Origin of the sequence: Gilliamella sp. BG1 (assembly GCF_046635625.1) — a bacterium.
Classification (GTDB): domain Bacteria; phylum Pseudomonadota; class Gammaproteobacteria; order Enterobacterales; family Orbaceae; genus Gilliamella; species Gilliamella bombi.
Window position 1 is genome coordinate 17,784 of record NZ_JBIDFG010000002.1, and the last position, 15,242, is coordinate 33,025.

The following is a 15,242-nucleotide window of genomic DNA, read 5'->3' on the forward strand; positions in this document are numbered from 1 at the left end:
GTTAGCTACTATCATCTTTTAAGTTATATTACTTGTTTGGCAATATTAATCTCTAATCTATCAGTATGTTCTTTAGCAAAGTTGGCAAATTCAACAAAATGTGGCGTTGTGTTGTGAAAATCAATTGCCTGCTGTGATACCCATGTTTCGACCACTATGAAGATATTTGAATTATCTATACTTTGATTAAGTTCATAGCGTAAACAGCCTGCTTCAGCTCAACTACCTGCTACTAGAGGTTTAAAAATTGGCTGAAATGCGTCATAGAATTCTGGTTTAACTGTGATTCTGGCAATAATATTTAATTGACTCATGTCAGTAGACTACCTATATTTCAAAATAAGTTGCTTGTGTAGTATACGCTTGCTACTGCTAATATCAAAAAGCAGTATTTAAGGTTAATAATCTCATTTTTGTGACAACTAATTATTGTTATTAAATAATTAGTTATGATTTTATTTCTTAATTTATTGGTAATTAACTTTATTAAAAACTATTTTTTGAAGTAAGAAATCTAAAAAATAATACTTTAACCATTTCATTTATTTATATATTTTATAAATTATAGTACTTGCTATTAAAAATATTTTGGTTAGAATTTCTGCAATTTTTTATCGATACGGTGTAGGCGCAATGATCAATTGTAACTCAGTAATCTTAATCATTAATATTATTGATTCCATTTTATCCTCCTTTTTGGGGGATTTTTTTTGCCTATTGCGTCCGATTTTATCAACTTCATTTAGATTGAATTGTAGAGGCATATTATGATTGAACATAAAAACATGTTATTAACCACAAGAGACCAAAGTTTAAAAGCCTATTTAATGAATAATATTAAGCAAAAAGGCGGATGGGTTAATGCACATATGCATGCTGATCGTGCTTTTACTATTTCGGTTGATAGTTTTGATGTCTATCAAAAACAGACTTTAATTGAAAAATGGGATACATTAGATAAAGTCAAAGCATCAATGAGCGAAGATGATTACTATCGCCATTTTAGTATGGCGGTTGAGCGTATGATTGAGCAAGGTGTAAGTGCCATGGGATCGTTTGTTGATATTGATCCTATTGCTGAAGAACGAGCAATTAAAGGTGCCTTAAGAGCACGAGAAACTTATAAAAATGACATCACCATAAAATTAGTTAATCAAACACTTAAAGGTGTTATTGATAAAGAAGCACGTTATTGGTTTGATAAAGGGGCTGATTTAGTTGATATTATTGGCGGTTTACCACGTCGTGATGAGCGTGATCATGGTGAAGGTATGGGACTTAAACATCTTGATGTGTTAATGCAAACAGGTAAATCATTAGGCAAAATGGTACATGTACATGTTGACCAATTTAACTCACAAGATGAAATCGAAACAGAACAACTTACCGATAAAACTCTTGAGCATGGTATGCACGGGCGAGTTGTTGCTATCCATAGCATTTCTATCACCGCGCATAGTTTAGCATATCGCCAAAAACTCTACAAAAAAATGAAAGAGGCCAAAATGATGGTTATTGCTTGTCCTTTTGCTTGGATCGATAGCCCTCGTCGTGAAGAACAAGGCCCTACTCGTAACTCATTAACCCCTGTTGATGAACTGGCGGCTGCTGGTATTCCTGTTGCTATTGGCACAGATAATGTTAGTGATTATATGTTACCATTTTCAACGGGTAATATGTGGGAAGAACTTAAATTGTTAGTAACAGGATGCCGTTATACCGATTTAGACAATGTGATTAATGTGGCAACTAAGAATGGGCGAATGGTGCTAGGTATTGATTGATTTGAGATAGAACAAACTTATCAAAATAAGTTACTCATTCATATTTATTTTGAAAAAATGACACCAATATTGATTCTGTAAATAAATTTGTGTATTTGACTATTTTTGAACATCTCTAACGAGTAAAAAATAGGTTGAGAGATGGTAGTAGAACTATCCAAAGGAATAAAAACCAAGAAGATTTAGGTAAATTAACGGATATTATGAATAAATTGGTGATATAAACAGCATTAAATAAAAAATACCTCAGAATTTAAGTCATAAAAAATAACAGAAAAATGCGGTAGAACCTTTAAATCGTATTATTTGCCATACATCAAGAAACGTAAGGTTTTACCGACTAATGACTCAGTAAAAAAATCATCTAACTAGCGATACAACAAGATTCAAAAAATGGATTATGCAATTCCAAAAAAGAAAAGTGTAATGAGTCTGTTTATTACAGAGTTTGGTGACAAAACAACCATCATTTTAACTTGCAAATATACAAAACTTAGAATCGGTGCTATTTCCCAAAAAATAACTCTAATATATTGTCACTAATTTTTCTAACACCAACAAACTCAAGTAATATTCGCCTTGCCTCACCAGCATCTCCTCTATCAAGTGCAACCTGAACTTCTTCCGATGCGATAAAAAAACCAATTCCCCACATAGCATGCCCCAAAGCAGAAAGATAATTTGTGATTTTATCGTTAGCTGACGCTAGATAACGAGAAGTTCGATCAATACTTTTCTGCATTTCTGGCGATAAATTGAGATAAGTCTTTTTAAGATTGTCAAAATAATCATAAGTTATAAACTTTCTGTCAGGGCTATTAAATTTTAACCAAAATTCAATATTATCTGGCGCTAATTTAGCGCCTGCGGCATCTAAACCGGCAATATTTTTAATATGCTCAAAAGCACGCCCCATTCCCTCGGTTTGTTCGATAGATCTTAATACCGATGTTGGAATACCATTGACTGACCTCACTTTGGGATTATTCAATAATGCCGGTAATTCTGTGGCAGCAAAAACCCGCCCCGAGTCCATTCCAAACCCACCAAGTACACGAACATCACCCACTGCACCATCAACAAAGCGTTTAGAAATAGCATCCCATGCGCCATTAGGTTGACGGCTGCCATTGCTATTTGAGCCAAAAAGGAATTCATATGCTTGGCTAGGTAACTCATCCCTGCCCTTTACACCAAATATTTGCTTTAACTTGCGATTTAACGGTGAATCATCTACAGTAGCATCAGCTAAAAATTTAGATGCCTCGGTATTATCGATAAGGCGAAGAGAAGAGTTATTTTTTAATTGGTCGATAATCTGTGATGTATGCACGCCAGAATCTAACATCCCCGAATAGAGAATGGTAGTTTTTCCATGGGTATTTATATCTAATTGCTGTATTAAATCACGTAATCCATCGGCATCCTTGACCTTAAATAATCGTTTTTCCGCTTCCTCTTTAGTCAATCCCACCATATTGGTCTATTCCTCCAGTATAATAATTGATTATAGTGTTAGCTTACAAAATACTAAAAATTAAACTTAAAAAATGATTTCTTATTAGTTTCCAAATTTCGAATTCCTCTACATTTATAGATAGTTAACGCCTCTTTTAAAATGGTTAATAAATCCGCCTTTGACAAAGTAGGTAAACTACTGGGGTTCATTGACACTATTTCCCAAGCAAATTGTATAGGATATAGGTCATTAGATACTGACTCACTAGGATCCAAATCACTAGAGTCCAAAATAAATTCAATATTCTGGCCATCAACATGCAGGATAAATACCTCCTTACTTGTTGGTTCAGGGATACCGGAAGGACTATCATAATTATGCACACGACCACAGCTAAATAACCAATACCCTCGTTCCTTATCCACACACCAAGCGTGTTGATGAACATCAAAACTGTTTAATAGGTTTGGCATTTTATGATTAGGCCAGATATTGTACTTATTCCATAAATTATCTAAATCATATTTTTTGGCATCTTCTTCCGAGACATAGGCATTGACAAATGACATCAGTCACTCCTTAATTAAATTGTGTTAAATAAATTTGGGGGTGTTTTATATAAATGCAGATAAATAGAATTATAAATAAGATAGTTGGTTTGTAAATAAACAAAAATAGACGATATAATAATTGATTATAGTGTTAGCTTACAAAATACTAAAAATTACATCTAATCAGTGCTTCTTCATTAGATTCTACATCTCTAAGTCCACTAAATTTATAGACAGTTAACGCCTCTTTTAAAATGGTTAATAAATCCGCCTTCGACATACTAGGTAAACTACTCGGGGTCATTGACACAATATTCCAAGCAATTTGTATAGGAAATGAATTAGCATATTCCAAACCGATCGCTTGCAAATCGCTAGGATCCCAATCAGTAGCCTCCAGAATAAAATCAATATGCTGACCATCAACATGCAGGATAAACACCTGCTTATTCGTTGGTTCAGGGATACCGGAAGGGCTATCATAATTGAGCACACAATTACAGTTAAATAACCAATACCCTCGTTCCTTATCCACACACCAAGCGTGTTGGCGAACGTCAAAACTCTTCAATTGCTCGGGCATTTTTATACCCCAACGATTGTACTTATTCCATAAATTATCTAAATCATATTTTTTGGCATCTTCTTCCGACACATAGGCATTGACAAATGGCATCAGTCACTCCTTAATTCAATTGTGTTAAATAAATTTGGGTTCTGTTATATAAAATATAAATGCAGATAAACAGAATTATAAATAAGATAGTTGGTTTGTGAATAACCCAAAACAGATTATAAGTATTCATTATTAGGGCATGATTTGATTAAATTATTGTTATAATTTGTTTAATAATTGATCGGTAACAATATTGAAATACGATTGAAAGTTATGCTGATATTTTGAAGGGAGCAGTAAATTGAAATTTAGCAGATTAAAATTTAGTAAATGTGAATTTAGAGCATTTTAGAGGATGGTTGTTTTGCCATGCGTATTTATATCTAATTGCTGTATTAAATCACGTAATCCATCGGCATCCTTGACCTTAAATAATCGTTTTTCCGCTTCCTCTTTAGTCAATCCCACCATATTGGTCTATTCCTCCAGTATAATAATTGATTATAGCGTTAGCTTACAAAATACTAAAAATTACATCTAATCAGTGCTTCATCATTAGCTTCTAAATTTCTAATTCCATTACATTTATAGACAGTTAATGCCTCTTTTAAAATGGTTAATAAATCCGCCTTCGACATAGTCGATAAACAACTTGGATTCATTGACACAATATTCCAAGCAATTTTTACAGGAAAGGAGTTAGCATATTCCAAACCGATCGCTTCCAAATCGCTAGATTTCCAACGGCCAGCTTCCAAAATAAGCTCAATATTCTGGCCATTAACATGCAGGATATATACCTCCTTATTAGTTGCTGCGGGTAAACCAGACGGAGTATCATAATTCAGCACATAGTCACAGTTAAATAACCAATACCCTCGTTCCTTATCCACACACCAAGCGTGTTGATGAACATCAAAACTCTTCAATAGTTCAGGCATTTTGGTACCAAAGCGGCGGTACTTATTCCATAAATTATCTAAATCATATTTTTTAGCATCTTCTTCCGACACATAGGCATTGACAAATGACATCAGTCACTCCTTAATTTAATTGTGTTAAATAAATTTGGGCTCTGTTATATAAAATATAAATGCAGATAAATAGAATTATAAATAAGATAGTTGGTTTGTAAATAAACAAAAATAGACGATATAATAATTGATTATAGCGTTAGCTTACAAAATACTAAAAATTACATCTAATCAGTGCTTCATCATTAGCTTCTAAATTTCTAATTCCATTACATTTATAGACAGTTAATGCCTCTTTTAAAACGGTTAATAAATCCTCTTTCGACATACTAGGTAGACAACTCGGGGTCATTGACACAATATTCCAAGCAATTTTTACAAGAAATGAGTTAGCATATTCCAAACCGATCGCTTCCAAATCGCTAGGTTTCCAACGGCCAGCTTCCAGAATAAAATCAATATTCTGACCATTAACATGCAGGATAAACACCTGCTTATTCGTTGGTTCAGGGAGACCCGAAGGACTATCATAATTCAGCACCCAACCACAGTTAAATAACCAATACCCTCGTTCCTTATCCACACACCAAGCGTGTTGGTGAACATCAAAACTCTTCAATAGTTCAGGCATTTGAGTGAACCAAGGATTGTACTTATTCCATAAATTATCTAAATCATATTTTTTAGCATCTTCTTCCGACACATAGGCATTGACAAATGGCATCAGTCACTCCTTAATTAAATTGTGTTAAATAAATTTGGGTTGTTTTATATAAATGCAGATAAATAGAATTATAAATAAGAATGTTCCAAGTCAGAATGTTTTGTTTTTTATGTATATTCATTACGTTTTTTTCTCAAAATAGTGTAAACAGCATGACTAATTTCTACACTTAAAAAAGTGTTTTATAAATTTTTTGATATACAAAAATATGACTAAGATCAAATTAATCACATTATTTATACAAATATTCAGCTAAAGCAACGCTTAAATCTTTTTTGTTTTTTGTTATCGTGTATTATAGCTAACTAAGCGATGTTTTTATAAATTATAACCAGAATTCTAATAAAAAAGATTGTACACAAGTTAAGTTTTGCTTATTAGTTAGAGGAAATTATGAAAAGAGTTTTTATTATGATCCTAGATTCGTTTGGTATCGGTGGCGCTGAAGATGCAAATAAATATGGCGATGAGGGTGCTGATACTTTAGGACATATTGCTGAAGCTTGTGCTTTAGGTAAAGCTGAGCATGGTCGTAGTGGTCCATTAAATTTACCTAATTTAGGCAAATTAGGCTTAATCGAAGCGGCGTATGAATCAACTGGTCATTATCCTAAAGGTATGCAAACTGAAGGTGAAATTATTGGTTCATATGGCTATGCAAGCGAGATTTCCTCAGGCAAAGATACTCCATCAGGACATTGGGAATTAGCTGGCGTGCCAGTTCTTTTTGACTGGGGTTATTTTACTAATACCACTAATAGCTTCCCTCAAGATCTTTTAGATAAAATTGTCTCTCGTGCAAAACTTCATGGTTACCTCGGTAATTGTCACTCATCTGGTACAGTCATTCTTGATGAACTTGGTGAAGAACATATAGCATCTGGCAAGCCAATTTTTTATACTTCTGCTGATTCTGTATTCCAAATTGCATGTCATGAGGAGGCATTTGGTTTAGATAAACTTTATGAAGTCTGCGAAATTGCACGTGATGAGCTAAATAAAGGTAATTACAACATTGGCCGCGTTATTGCTAGACCTTTTGTTGGCAAAAAAGCGGGCGAATTTGTGCGTACGGGTAACCGCCACGATCTTGCTGTTGAACCACCAGCACCAACGATGATTAAAAAACTAGTTGATGAAAAACAAGGTACCGTAGTGTCAATTGGTAAAATTGCCGATATTTATGCACAAGTTGGAATTACCAAAAAAGTAAAAGCAACCGGTCTTGAAGCTTTATTTAATGCGTCACTAGAAGAAATTAAGCAGGCTAAAGATAATACGATTGTATTTACTAATTTTGTCGATTTTGACTCTTCTTATGGGCATCGTCGCGATGTCTCAGGTTATGCCGCTGCTTTAGAATATTTTGATAGTCGTCTTCCTGAGATGTTAGCGCTTATCCAACCTGGCGATCTGCTTATTATTAGCGCCGATCATGGTTGTGATCCAACTTGGTCAGGTACCGATCATACTCGCGAACATATACCTGTCATTGTCTACGGAGATAGTGTGCCTGTTGGCTCTTTAGGTCATCGTGAAACATTTGCCGATATAGGACAGAGTGTTGCCGATTATTTTGATTTATCGCCAATGGATTACGGTAAATCTTTTATAAAAAAATAAATAATTTAAGTTTAAGTAATATCGATTTCAAAACAAATATCAGGAGAAGTTAATGTCTACCCCGCATATTAATGCTGTTGATAATGCCTTTGCAAAAACCGTTTTAATGCCCGGCGATCCGCTACGAGCAAAATTCATTGCAGAAACCTTTTTAGAGAATGCAACAGAAGTTACTAATGTAAGATCCATGTTGGGTTTTACTGGTTATTACAAAGATAAAAAGGTTTCAGTTATGGGGCATGGAATGGGTATTCCATCTTGTTCAATCTATACAACCGAACTAATTAAATTTTATGGTGTTGAAAACATCATTCGTATTGGTTCATGTGGTGCAATTAGCCCTAATGTCAACTTGGGGGATGTTATTGTTGGGTTAGGTTCTTGTACCGATTCAAAAGTCAACCGTTTACGTTTTAAAGATCATGATTTTGCCGCTATCGCCGATTTTGATTTAACTTGTAATGCCGTTAATGCAGCTAAAAAATTGGGTGTGAATGTTAAAGTTGGTAACCTTTTTTCTGCTGACCTTTTTTATAGTGTTGAACCTGATATGTTTGATGTTATGGAAAAATACAATATTTTAGGCGTCGAAATGGAAGCTGCTGGCATTTATGGCGTTGCGGCTGAATATGGTGCAAAAGCACTGGCTATTTGTACAGTTTCAGATCATATCCGAAAAGGCGAAGCAATGTCAGCAGAACAAAGACAATTAGGGTTCAAAGAAATGATCACTGTTGCACTGGAGTCTGTTTTATTAAATCAAAACTAAAAAAATGGCAGGTTAATCTGCCATTTTTTATTTTGATCAAATAATTATTTTATTGATATTTAGATATTAGATTATAGTAAATCTCGTTTATTAAGGAATTATAAATGAATATTCATTTTAAACTTAGGGTTATATTTTTCTTACAATATTTTATCTGGGGAAGTTGGTTAATAACTCTCGGTTCTTATATGATACGTAAATTACAATTTACTGGTCTTGAAGTAGGATCGATATACGGAACAATGGGTATCGCTTCTTTGTTTATGCCAGGCTTACTTGGGATTGTAGCGGATAGATGGATACCAGCTAACCGTTTGTATATGCTTTGTCATTTAATCGGTGCTTTAACGCTATTTATTGCGGCTTCAGTAACATCTCCTTTCATGATGATGATTGTGATATTGATTCATTGCCTAGCTTTCATGCCAACCATCGCCATTTCAAATTCAATCGCTTATTCTTGCTTAGAATCACGTGGACTTGATGTTATTACCGAGTTCCCTTGTATCAGAATTTTTGGCACCATTGGATTTATTGTTGCTATGTGGCTTGTGAGTCTTTTAAAATTAGAACTGAGTAGCATGCAACTTTATATTGCAGCTGCATCTGCTTTATTACTCAGCCTTTATTCATTCTTGCTACCATTGATTCCAACAACAAAAAATAAAACTGAAGAAAAAAACATCATTAGCGCATTAGGGTTAGATGCTATTGTTTTATTCAAACAACCTCGAATGGTTATATTTTTTCTATTTGCGGTTTTATTAGGCGGTATTTTACAAATAACCAATACTTTTGGTAATCCATTTTTACATGATTTTGAAAGATTCCCTGAATATGCTGATAGTTTAGTGGTTAAATACCCTTCTATACTGTTGTCTATTTCTCAAATGTCAGAAGTCGCATTTATCTTATTTGTACCTTTCTTTATGAAACGTTTAGGTATCAAATATGTTATGCTTATTAGTATGCTTGCTTGGGTTGCTCGTTTTGGTTTATTTGCTTATGGCGATCCATCTCTTTTCGGTTCTGTATTACTTCTTCTTTCAATGATTGTTTATGGTTGTGCTTTCGACTTTTACAATATATCTGGTTCAATGTATGTTGAAAAATCGGTATCGCCAACTATTCGTAATAGTGCTCAAGGATTATTTATGACCATGACTAATGGGTTCGGTGCTTATTTAGGTTCGGTAGGCAGTGGTTATGTAGTCGATTATTATAAAACTGGAAATGTTACTGAATGGCAAACAGTTTGGCTTATTTTTGCAGGTTATGCTTTGGTTCTAGCAATTGTATTTATGTTGATCTTTAAAAACGAAAAGCCTAATCCAAAAACTATTTAAATCATTAATTAATTATTCTTTGTGTGGTGGAGCTTTTTCCCACTCAATCAATACGTAGGCAACAATACATTTTGTTGCCTTTTTACTAACAATTAATTATCGTAAAAATTTGATTTACCGCACAAAAATATAAATAAGTGATGCAAAAGATATAGCAGATAAGTATCTTATCAAGTTAAAATAACCAAATTAACAATGATATACATGTTATTAAAAATTTTTTAATAAGCGTTTAATGTCATTGTTAGTAAAACCAATGTTACTAAAGCCAATTTAGCTCATTTAAAAATAGATTAAATACCTAATGAACGATCAAATGATACCTAAAGTTATATTGCACGAACATGTTGAAGGCAGCATTACCCCTGTCATGGCTCATCAGTTAGCGCAAAAAAATAATATTCCTTTTCCTAGTACACTATGTTACAAATCTGGTCAATACAATGCCAAAGAATATAAAAATGGTAGATATTTGTATGACGAATCCAAATTTGAAGAATTTATTAATACATATGATACCGTTTCTAGCTTTCTAAAAGATCCTGAAGATTATTATTCTATTACTTACGATTTTCTTAATAGAAATGCTAAACAAGGGTTAATTTATTGCGAGCTATTTTTGTCCCCCTATCATATTTGCACAACCGAAGTTAATGGAAAATTAATTTGGGATAAAGAAAGGTTTAATAAAACTCTTTTCTACATGGACAAAGCGATTATAAAAGTACAAAACGACTATGATATTACAGTTAGATATCATGTTATTGGTGTTAGACACCTAGGCGCTAAAGTTGTTTATGATACGTTGTGTTTTATTCAGCAAAATCATCACCCTTTTATTACGGGATTTAATATTGCTGGTAACGAAATGGCTGGGCATTTTGATGATTTTAAAGATGCACATAAGTTGGCTACTCAGCTGAACTTAAAAAAATCGTATCATGCTGGCGAAATTGATTCAGATGAGAGCATTATTCAAGCTCTTAAACACGGTGCAATCAGAATCGGTCATGGTATTCGTGCCATTGAAAACAAAGCGCTTATTTGTGAACTGGTCGAAAAAAAAATCACTCTAGAAATTGCTTTAACGAGTAATCGGATTTTAGTGAATGAATTGCATGGCGATATTTATCAACATCCAATAAGGCAACTTTATGACCAAGGTGTTCGCATTACCTTAAATACCGATGATGCAGGGATTTTTGGTACTGATATTGAAAAAGAATATAGTATCGCCCAATCCATATTTGCATTTTCACGATTAGAATTGCTTGATATAACGCTATGTGGCATTCAAGCCGCATTTGTTGAAGATATGGTTAAAAGTCGTTTAACTGAGCAAGTTCTTTTATGTTTTTCATCTGATGATAGACAATTGCTTAAAAAATTTATTAATGACAAAAAATATCATCCAGCAATCATTGAACGATTTTTAGAATATCAGAAGCTGTTACTAGCCATACCCGTTAACTAATTTAGTTGTCAGAATAATAGGATATTTGCATGAAAAAAAATAAGTTAATTTTACCCTTTTTAACCCTATTTATATCTGGCGTTGTTAATGCCGTAACTGTTGATTTAAGGATTATTGAAACAACCGACTTGCATGGAAACATGATGAATTATGATTATTTCAAAGATCAGTCTGTTGATTCTTTTGGATTAGTAAAAACTGCTAATTTAATTCATCAAGCAAGAAGTGAGGTAAAAAATAGTGTTCTTGTTGATAATGGTGACCTAATTCAAGGTAGCCCAATGGCTGATTATGCCGTAAAGAAGGGTTTTAATGATGGCGATATTCATCCTGTTTATAAAGCGCTCAATACACTTAATTATAGTGTGGGTAATATTGGTAACCACGAATTTAATTTTGGATTGGAATTTCTACAAAAAAGTCTTTCTGGGGCTAAATTTCCTTACATCAACGCTAATGTTTATGATGCCAAAACTCAAAAGCCATTTTTTACACAATATATTATCTTAGATACTCCTGTTATTGATAGAAACGGCAATAAGCACACGATTAAAATCGGCTATATTGGTTTTGTCCCTCCACAGATTATGCAATGGGACAAACTTAATCTTGATGGCAAAGTTGTCGTCAAAGATATTACAGAAACGGCCAAACTATTAGTGCCTGAAATGAAAAAACAAGGCGCTAATGTTATTATTGCTATTCCACATTCTGGTGTTTCAGCTGTACCTTATAAAGCATTAGCTGAAAATTCGGTTTACTACTTGAGTCAAGTAGAGGGTATTAATGCAATTATGTTTGGTCATTCTCACGGCATATTTCCTAGTGAAGATTTCAAATCATTACCAAATACTGATATCAAAACTGGTAACATTAATCATGTGCCTGCTGTTATGCCCGGACATTGGGGTAGCCATTTGGGAGTGGTGGACTTAGTTCTTGATGGTGATAAATCAAAATGGCAAGTGATTTCAGGTAAATCAGAAGCTAGACCAATCTATGATGTAAAAACTAAAAAGGCACTTGTTAAAGCCGATCAAAAAATCGTCGACATTCTAAACAAAGATCACCAAGGAACACGTGAATTTGTTAGTAAACCAATAGGTAAAGTTTCAACCGATATTACGAGCTATCTAGCATTGGTTGAAGATACATCTGCCTTACAAATTATTAATGATGCACAAATCGATTACGTTAAGCAGTTTATTAAAGGGGATCCTGATCTTGATGGTTTGCCCGTTTTATCGGCCATTGCACCATTTAAAGCTGGCGGCAGGAAAAACGATCCTAGCGCTTTTGTTGATGTTAAAGCAGGTAATTTGTCGTTTAGAAATGCTGCAGATATTTACCTTTATCCTAATATTTTGTCTGCTGTGAAAATTACAGGTAAAGATGTCAAAGAGTGGTTAGAGTGTTCAGCTGGTGTATATAATCAAATTAATACTAATTCATCACAACCACAATATTTAATTAATTGGGATAAATTCAGAACCTATAATTTTGATATTATTGATGGAGTGAATTATCAAATAGATGTAACAAAGCCACCCCGTTATGATGCAAATTGCCAGTTAATTAACCCTACATCTGAAAGAATTAGGAATCTGACTTATCAACAAAAAACAATTGCTCCTAACCAAGAATTCTTAATTGCCACCAATAATTATCGTGCTTATAGTGGTATATTTCCAGGTACTGGTGAAAAAAATGTCAAATTTAATTCTCCTGACGATCTAAGAGTAATTCTTTCAGCCTATATTACCAATACTACCCAAAAATATAGTATAACGAATGTTACCATCGACAATAATTGGCAAATTTCTCCAATTACTAGTAACACAAAATTAGATATTCGCTTTGAATCATCACCAACTGATGAAGCTAAAACCTATATCGAGAAACATTCACTATACCCTATTCATTTTATCGATACAGATACATCTGGTTTTGGTGTTTATAAGATAGATTTGCAGTCTCCTGTTAACACTCAACCTAAAATTTAGTTAGATTTATTACGGCCAAAAGGATTATTAATATGAAAATTGAAAAACTGATTGAACTTGCTAAAACAGCCCGTTCTAAAGCTTATGTACCTTATTCTAAATTTCAGGTTGGTGCCGTGCTAATTACTGAAGATGATGAAGCAATTTTAGGTTGTAATATTGAAAACGCATCTTATGGACTAGCAAATTGTGCCGAAAGAACGGCAATTTTTAAAGCGGTTTCTGAAGGTAAAACAAAATTTAAAAAATTGGTGGTAATTGGAGATACTGATGGGCCTATTTCACCATGTGGAGCTTGCCGTCAAGTTATTAGTGAGTTTTGTGCTAAAGATATGCCTGTTATTTTGACCAATATGAACGGTAAAATTCAGGAAACAACAGTGGGAGAATTATTACCTTGGTCTTTTTCACCAAGTGATCTTGATTAACATTATTTTTTAACAATAAAAAATAATAATCATGACTTAAAATTTATTTTGTATAAACAAAGCAATACACTAATTTTATTTATTGATAGTAAGAGAGAATAGTAATGAGATTTGTAGATATTATAGAAAAAAAACGTGACGGCAATGTATTAACCACTGATGAAATCCAATTTTTTATCACTAATTATACCAATGGAACTATCCCCGATTATCAAGTTAGTGCTTTATTAATGGCAATTTATTATCAAGGTATGACTTCCAAAGAGTGCGCAGATTTAACCTCGGCGATGATGTATTCTGGCGATACTGTTGATCTGTCTTCAATCAAAGGCATTAAAGTTGATAAACATTCAACTGGCGGTGTAGGTGACACTACAACATTAGTTCTAGCTCCTTTAGTAGCAGCTTTAGATGTTCCAGTAGCAAAAATGTCTGGACGAGGGCTTGGTCACACGGGCGGCACCACAGATAAATTTGAATCGATTCCTGATTTTAAAATTGAATTAAGTAAACAAGATTTTATTAATCAAGTTAATAATAAAGGCCTTGCAGTTATTGGTCAATCAGGCAATTTAACCCCAGCAGACAAGAAACTTTATTCGTTACGTGATGTAACAGGTACTGTTAACTCTATTCCTCTTATTGCAAGTTCAATTATGAGTAAAAAATTGGCAGCGGGTGCTGATGCCATCGTTCTTGATGTTAAAACAGGTGATGGTGCGCTAATGAAAGATATGGCCGATTCAGAAAAATTAGCCCATGAAATGGTAAATATTGGTAATCAAATTGGCCGTAGAACCATGGCAATTATTTCGGATATGTCTCAACCTCTTGGTTTTGCAATTGGTAATGCTCTTGAAGTAAAAGAAGCAATTGATACGTTAAAAGGTCATGGTCCAGCCGATTTAACCGAACTGGTTTTAACATTAGGTAGTCAAATGGTTGTACTTGCCGATAAAGCAAAAACATTAGAAGAAGCCAGAATAAAACTTCATGAAGTCATTAAAAATGGTAAAGCTATCGAGAAGTTTAAAACCCTAATTGAAGCACAAGGCGGTGATAGTTCGGTCGTTGATCATCCTGAAAAATTGGCTAGTGCACCTTACCAAATTGCCCTACCAGCCCTTAAATCAGGTTATGTATCAAAAATTATCGCAGATCAAATCGGGATAGCTGCAATGCAATTAGGCGCTGGTCGCGCAACCAAAGAAGATATTATTGATCCCGCTGTTGGTATCGTGTTACATAAAAAAGTAGGCGACAAAGTTACTGAAGGTGAAGCTTTATTAACGATACACGCCAATACTGATAAGCTTGATACTATCAAGCAAAAATTATATGACAATATTACCATTAGTGATAACGCAACTGAGCCACAACTTATTTACAAGGTGATTACAGGATAATAGCTGTTATATAAGGATTTAGGAGATACCATGTACTATTATCAGTTTAATAAAAAATTATCATTACTTGTTTGTATGGGGCTAT

Annotated in this window: 14 protein-coding genes and 1 pseudogene; 8 read left to right on the forward strand and 7 right to left on the reverse strand. The window is 33.8% G+C overall.

The features are described from left to right. Nucleotides 1–23: 23 nt before the first annotated feature. A pseudogene (locus tag ACGH80_RS00900) lies at nt 24–206 on the reverse strand (putative quinol monooxygenase); the annotation flags it as partial. Between the two features lie 561 nt (nt 207–767). On the opposite strand from ACGH80_RS00900, the gene ACGH80_RS00905 reads away from it, so the two are divergent. After that, on the forward strand, nt 768–1,784 hold the full coding sequence (locus ACGH80_RS00905) for an amidohydrolase family protein (RefSeq protein ID WP_202961539.1): 1,017 nt from the start codon (nt 768–770) through the stop codon (nt 1,782–1,784). 505 nt (nt 1,785–2,289) lie between these two features. Here the strand turns inward: ACGH80_RS00905 and ACGH80_RS00910 are convergent. From ACGH80_RS00910 to ACGH80_RS00935, 6 genes are all read right to left on the reverse strand, one after another. Beyond that, a complete protein-coding gene (locus tag ACGH80_RS00910) occupies nt 2,290–3,261 on the reverse strand; it encodes a hypothetical protein (protein WP_411630403.1) in 972 nt (323 codons plus the stop codon). 53 nt (nt 3,262–3,314) lie between these two features. Next, a complete protein-coding gene (locus ACGH80_RS00915) occupies nt 3,315–3,812 on the reverse strand; it encodes a hypothetical protein (protein WP_411630404.1) in 498 nt (165 codons plus the stop codon). Nucleotides 3,813–3,960: 148 nt separating this feature from the next. After that, entirely contained in the window at nt 3,961–4,470 is a 510-nt protein-coding gene (locus tag ACGH80_RS00920; RefSeq protein ID WP_065589970.1) for a hypothetical protein, read from the reverse strand. A 288-nt stretch (nt 4,471–4,758) separates the two neighbouring features. Then, the gene (locus ACGH80_RS00925; RefSeq protein WP_255306795.1) at nt 4,759–4,881 is read right to left on the reverse strand and encodes a hypothetical protein; all 123 of its coding nucleotides are present in this window, start codon (nt 4,879–4,881) and stop codon (nt 4,759–4,761) included. Nucleotides 4,882–4,934: 53 nt separating this feature from the next. After that, nucleotides 4,935–5,444 (reverse strand): hypothetical protein, encoded by a 510-nt coding sequence (locus tag ACGH80_RS00930; protein ID WP_065589845.1) that lies wholly within the window; start codon nt 5,442–5,444, stop codon nt 4,935–4,937. 154 nt (nt 5,445–5,598) lie between these two features. After that, nucleotides 5,599–6,108 (reverse strand): hypothetical protein, encoded by a 510-nt coding sequence (locus ACGH80_RS00935; RefSeq protein WP_411630405.1) that lies wholly within the window; start codon nt 6,106–6,108, stop codon nt 5,599–5,601. Nucleotides 6,109–6,501: 393 nt separating this feature from the next. Between ACGH80_RS00935 and ACGH80_RS00940 the strand changes: the two genes are divergently transcribed. From ACGH80_RS00940 to ACGH80_RS00970, 7 genes are all read left to right on the forward strand, one after another. Next, the gene (locus ACGH80_RS00940) at nt 6,502–7,731 is read left to right on the forward strand and encodes a phosphopentomutase (protein ID WP_411630406.1); all 1,230 of its coding nucleotides are present in this window, start codon (nt 6,502–6,504) and stop codon (nt 7,729–7,731) included. Nucleotides 7,732–7,783: 52 nt separating this feature from the next. After that, complete coding sequence (gene deoD, locus ACGH80_RS00945) at nt 7,784–8,500, forward strand: purine-nucleoside phosphorylase (protein ID WP_411630407.1); 717 nt, start codon at nt 7,784–7,786, stop codon at nt 8,498–8,500. A 104-nt stretch (nt 8,501–8,604) separates the two neighbouring features. Next, entirely contained in the window at nt 8,605–9,846 is a 1,242-nt protein-coding gene (locus tag ACGH80_RS00950; protein ID WP_085163972.1) for a nucleoside permease, read from the forward strand. A gap of 304 nt (nt 9,847–10,150) precedes the next feature. Further along, nucleotides 10,151–11,320 carry an adenosine deaminase gene (gene add / locus ACGH80_RS00955; RefSeq protein ID WP_085163971.1) on the forward strand — a complete coding sequence of 390 codons (1,170 nt, stop codon included), beginning with the start codon at nt 10,151–10,153 and terminating at the stop codon, nt 11,318–11,320. A gap of 29 nt (nt 11,321–11,349) precedes the next feature. Beyond that, nucleotides 11,350–13,323, forward strand: coding sequence for a bifunctional 2',3'-cyclic-nucleotide 2'-phosphodiesterase/3'-nucleotidase (locus tag ACGH80_RS00960; protein ID WP_411630408.1), 1,974 nt, complete (start codon nt 11,350–11,352; stop codon nt 13,321–13,323). A gap of 23 nt (nt 13,324–13,346) precedes the next feature. Continuing rightward, on the forward strand, nt 13,347–13,751 hold the full coding sequence (locus tag ACGH80_RS00965; protein WP_411630451.1) for a cytidine deaminase: 405 nt from the start codon (nt 13,347–13,349) through the stop codon (nt 13,749–13,751). Nucleotides 13,752–13,855: 104 nt separating this feature from the next. Further along, a complete protein-coding gene (locus tag ACGH80_RS00970) occupies nt 13,856–15,157 on the forward strand; it encodes a pyrimidine-nucleoside phosphorylase (protein ID WP_085163969.1) in 1,302 nt (433 codons plus the stop codon). Nucleotides 15,158–15,242 lie beyond the last annotated feature (85 nt).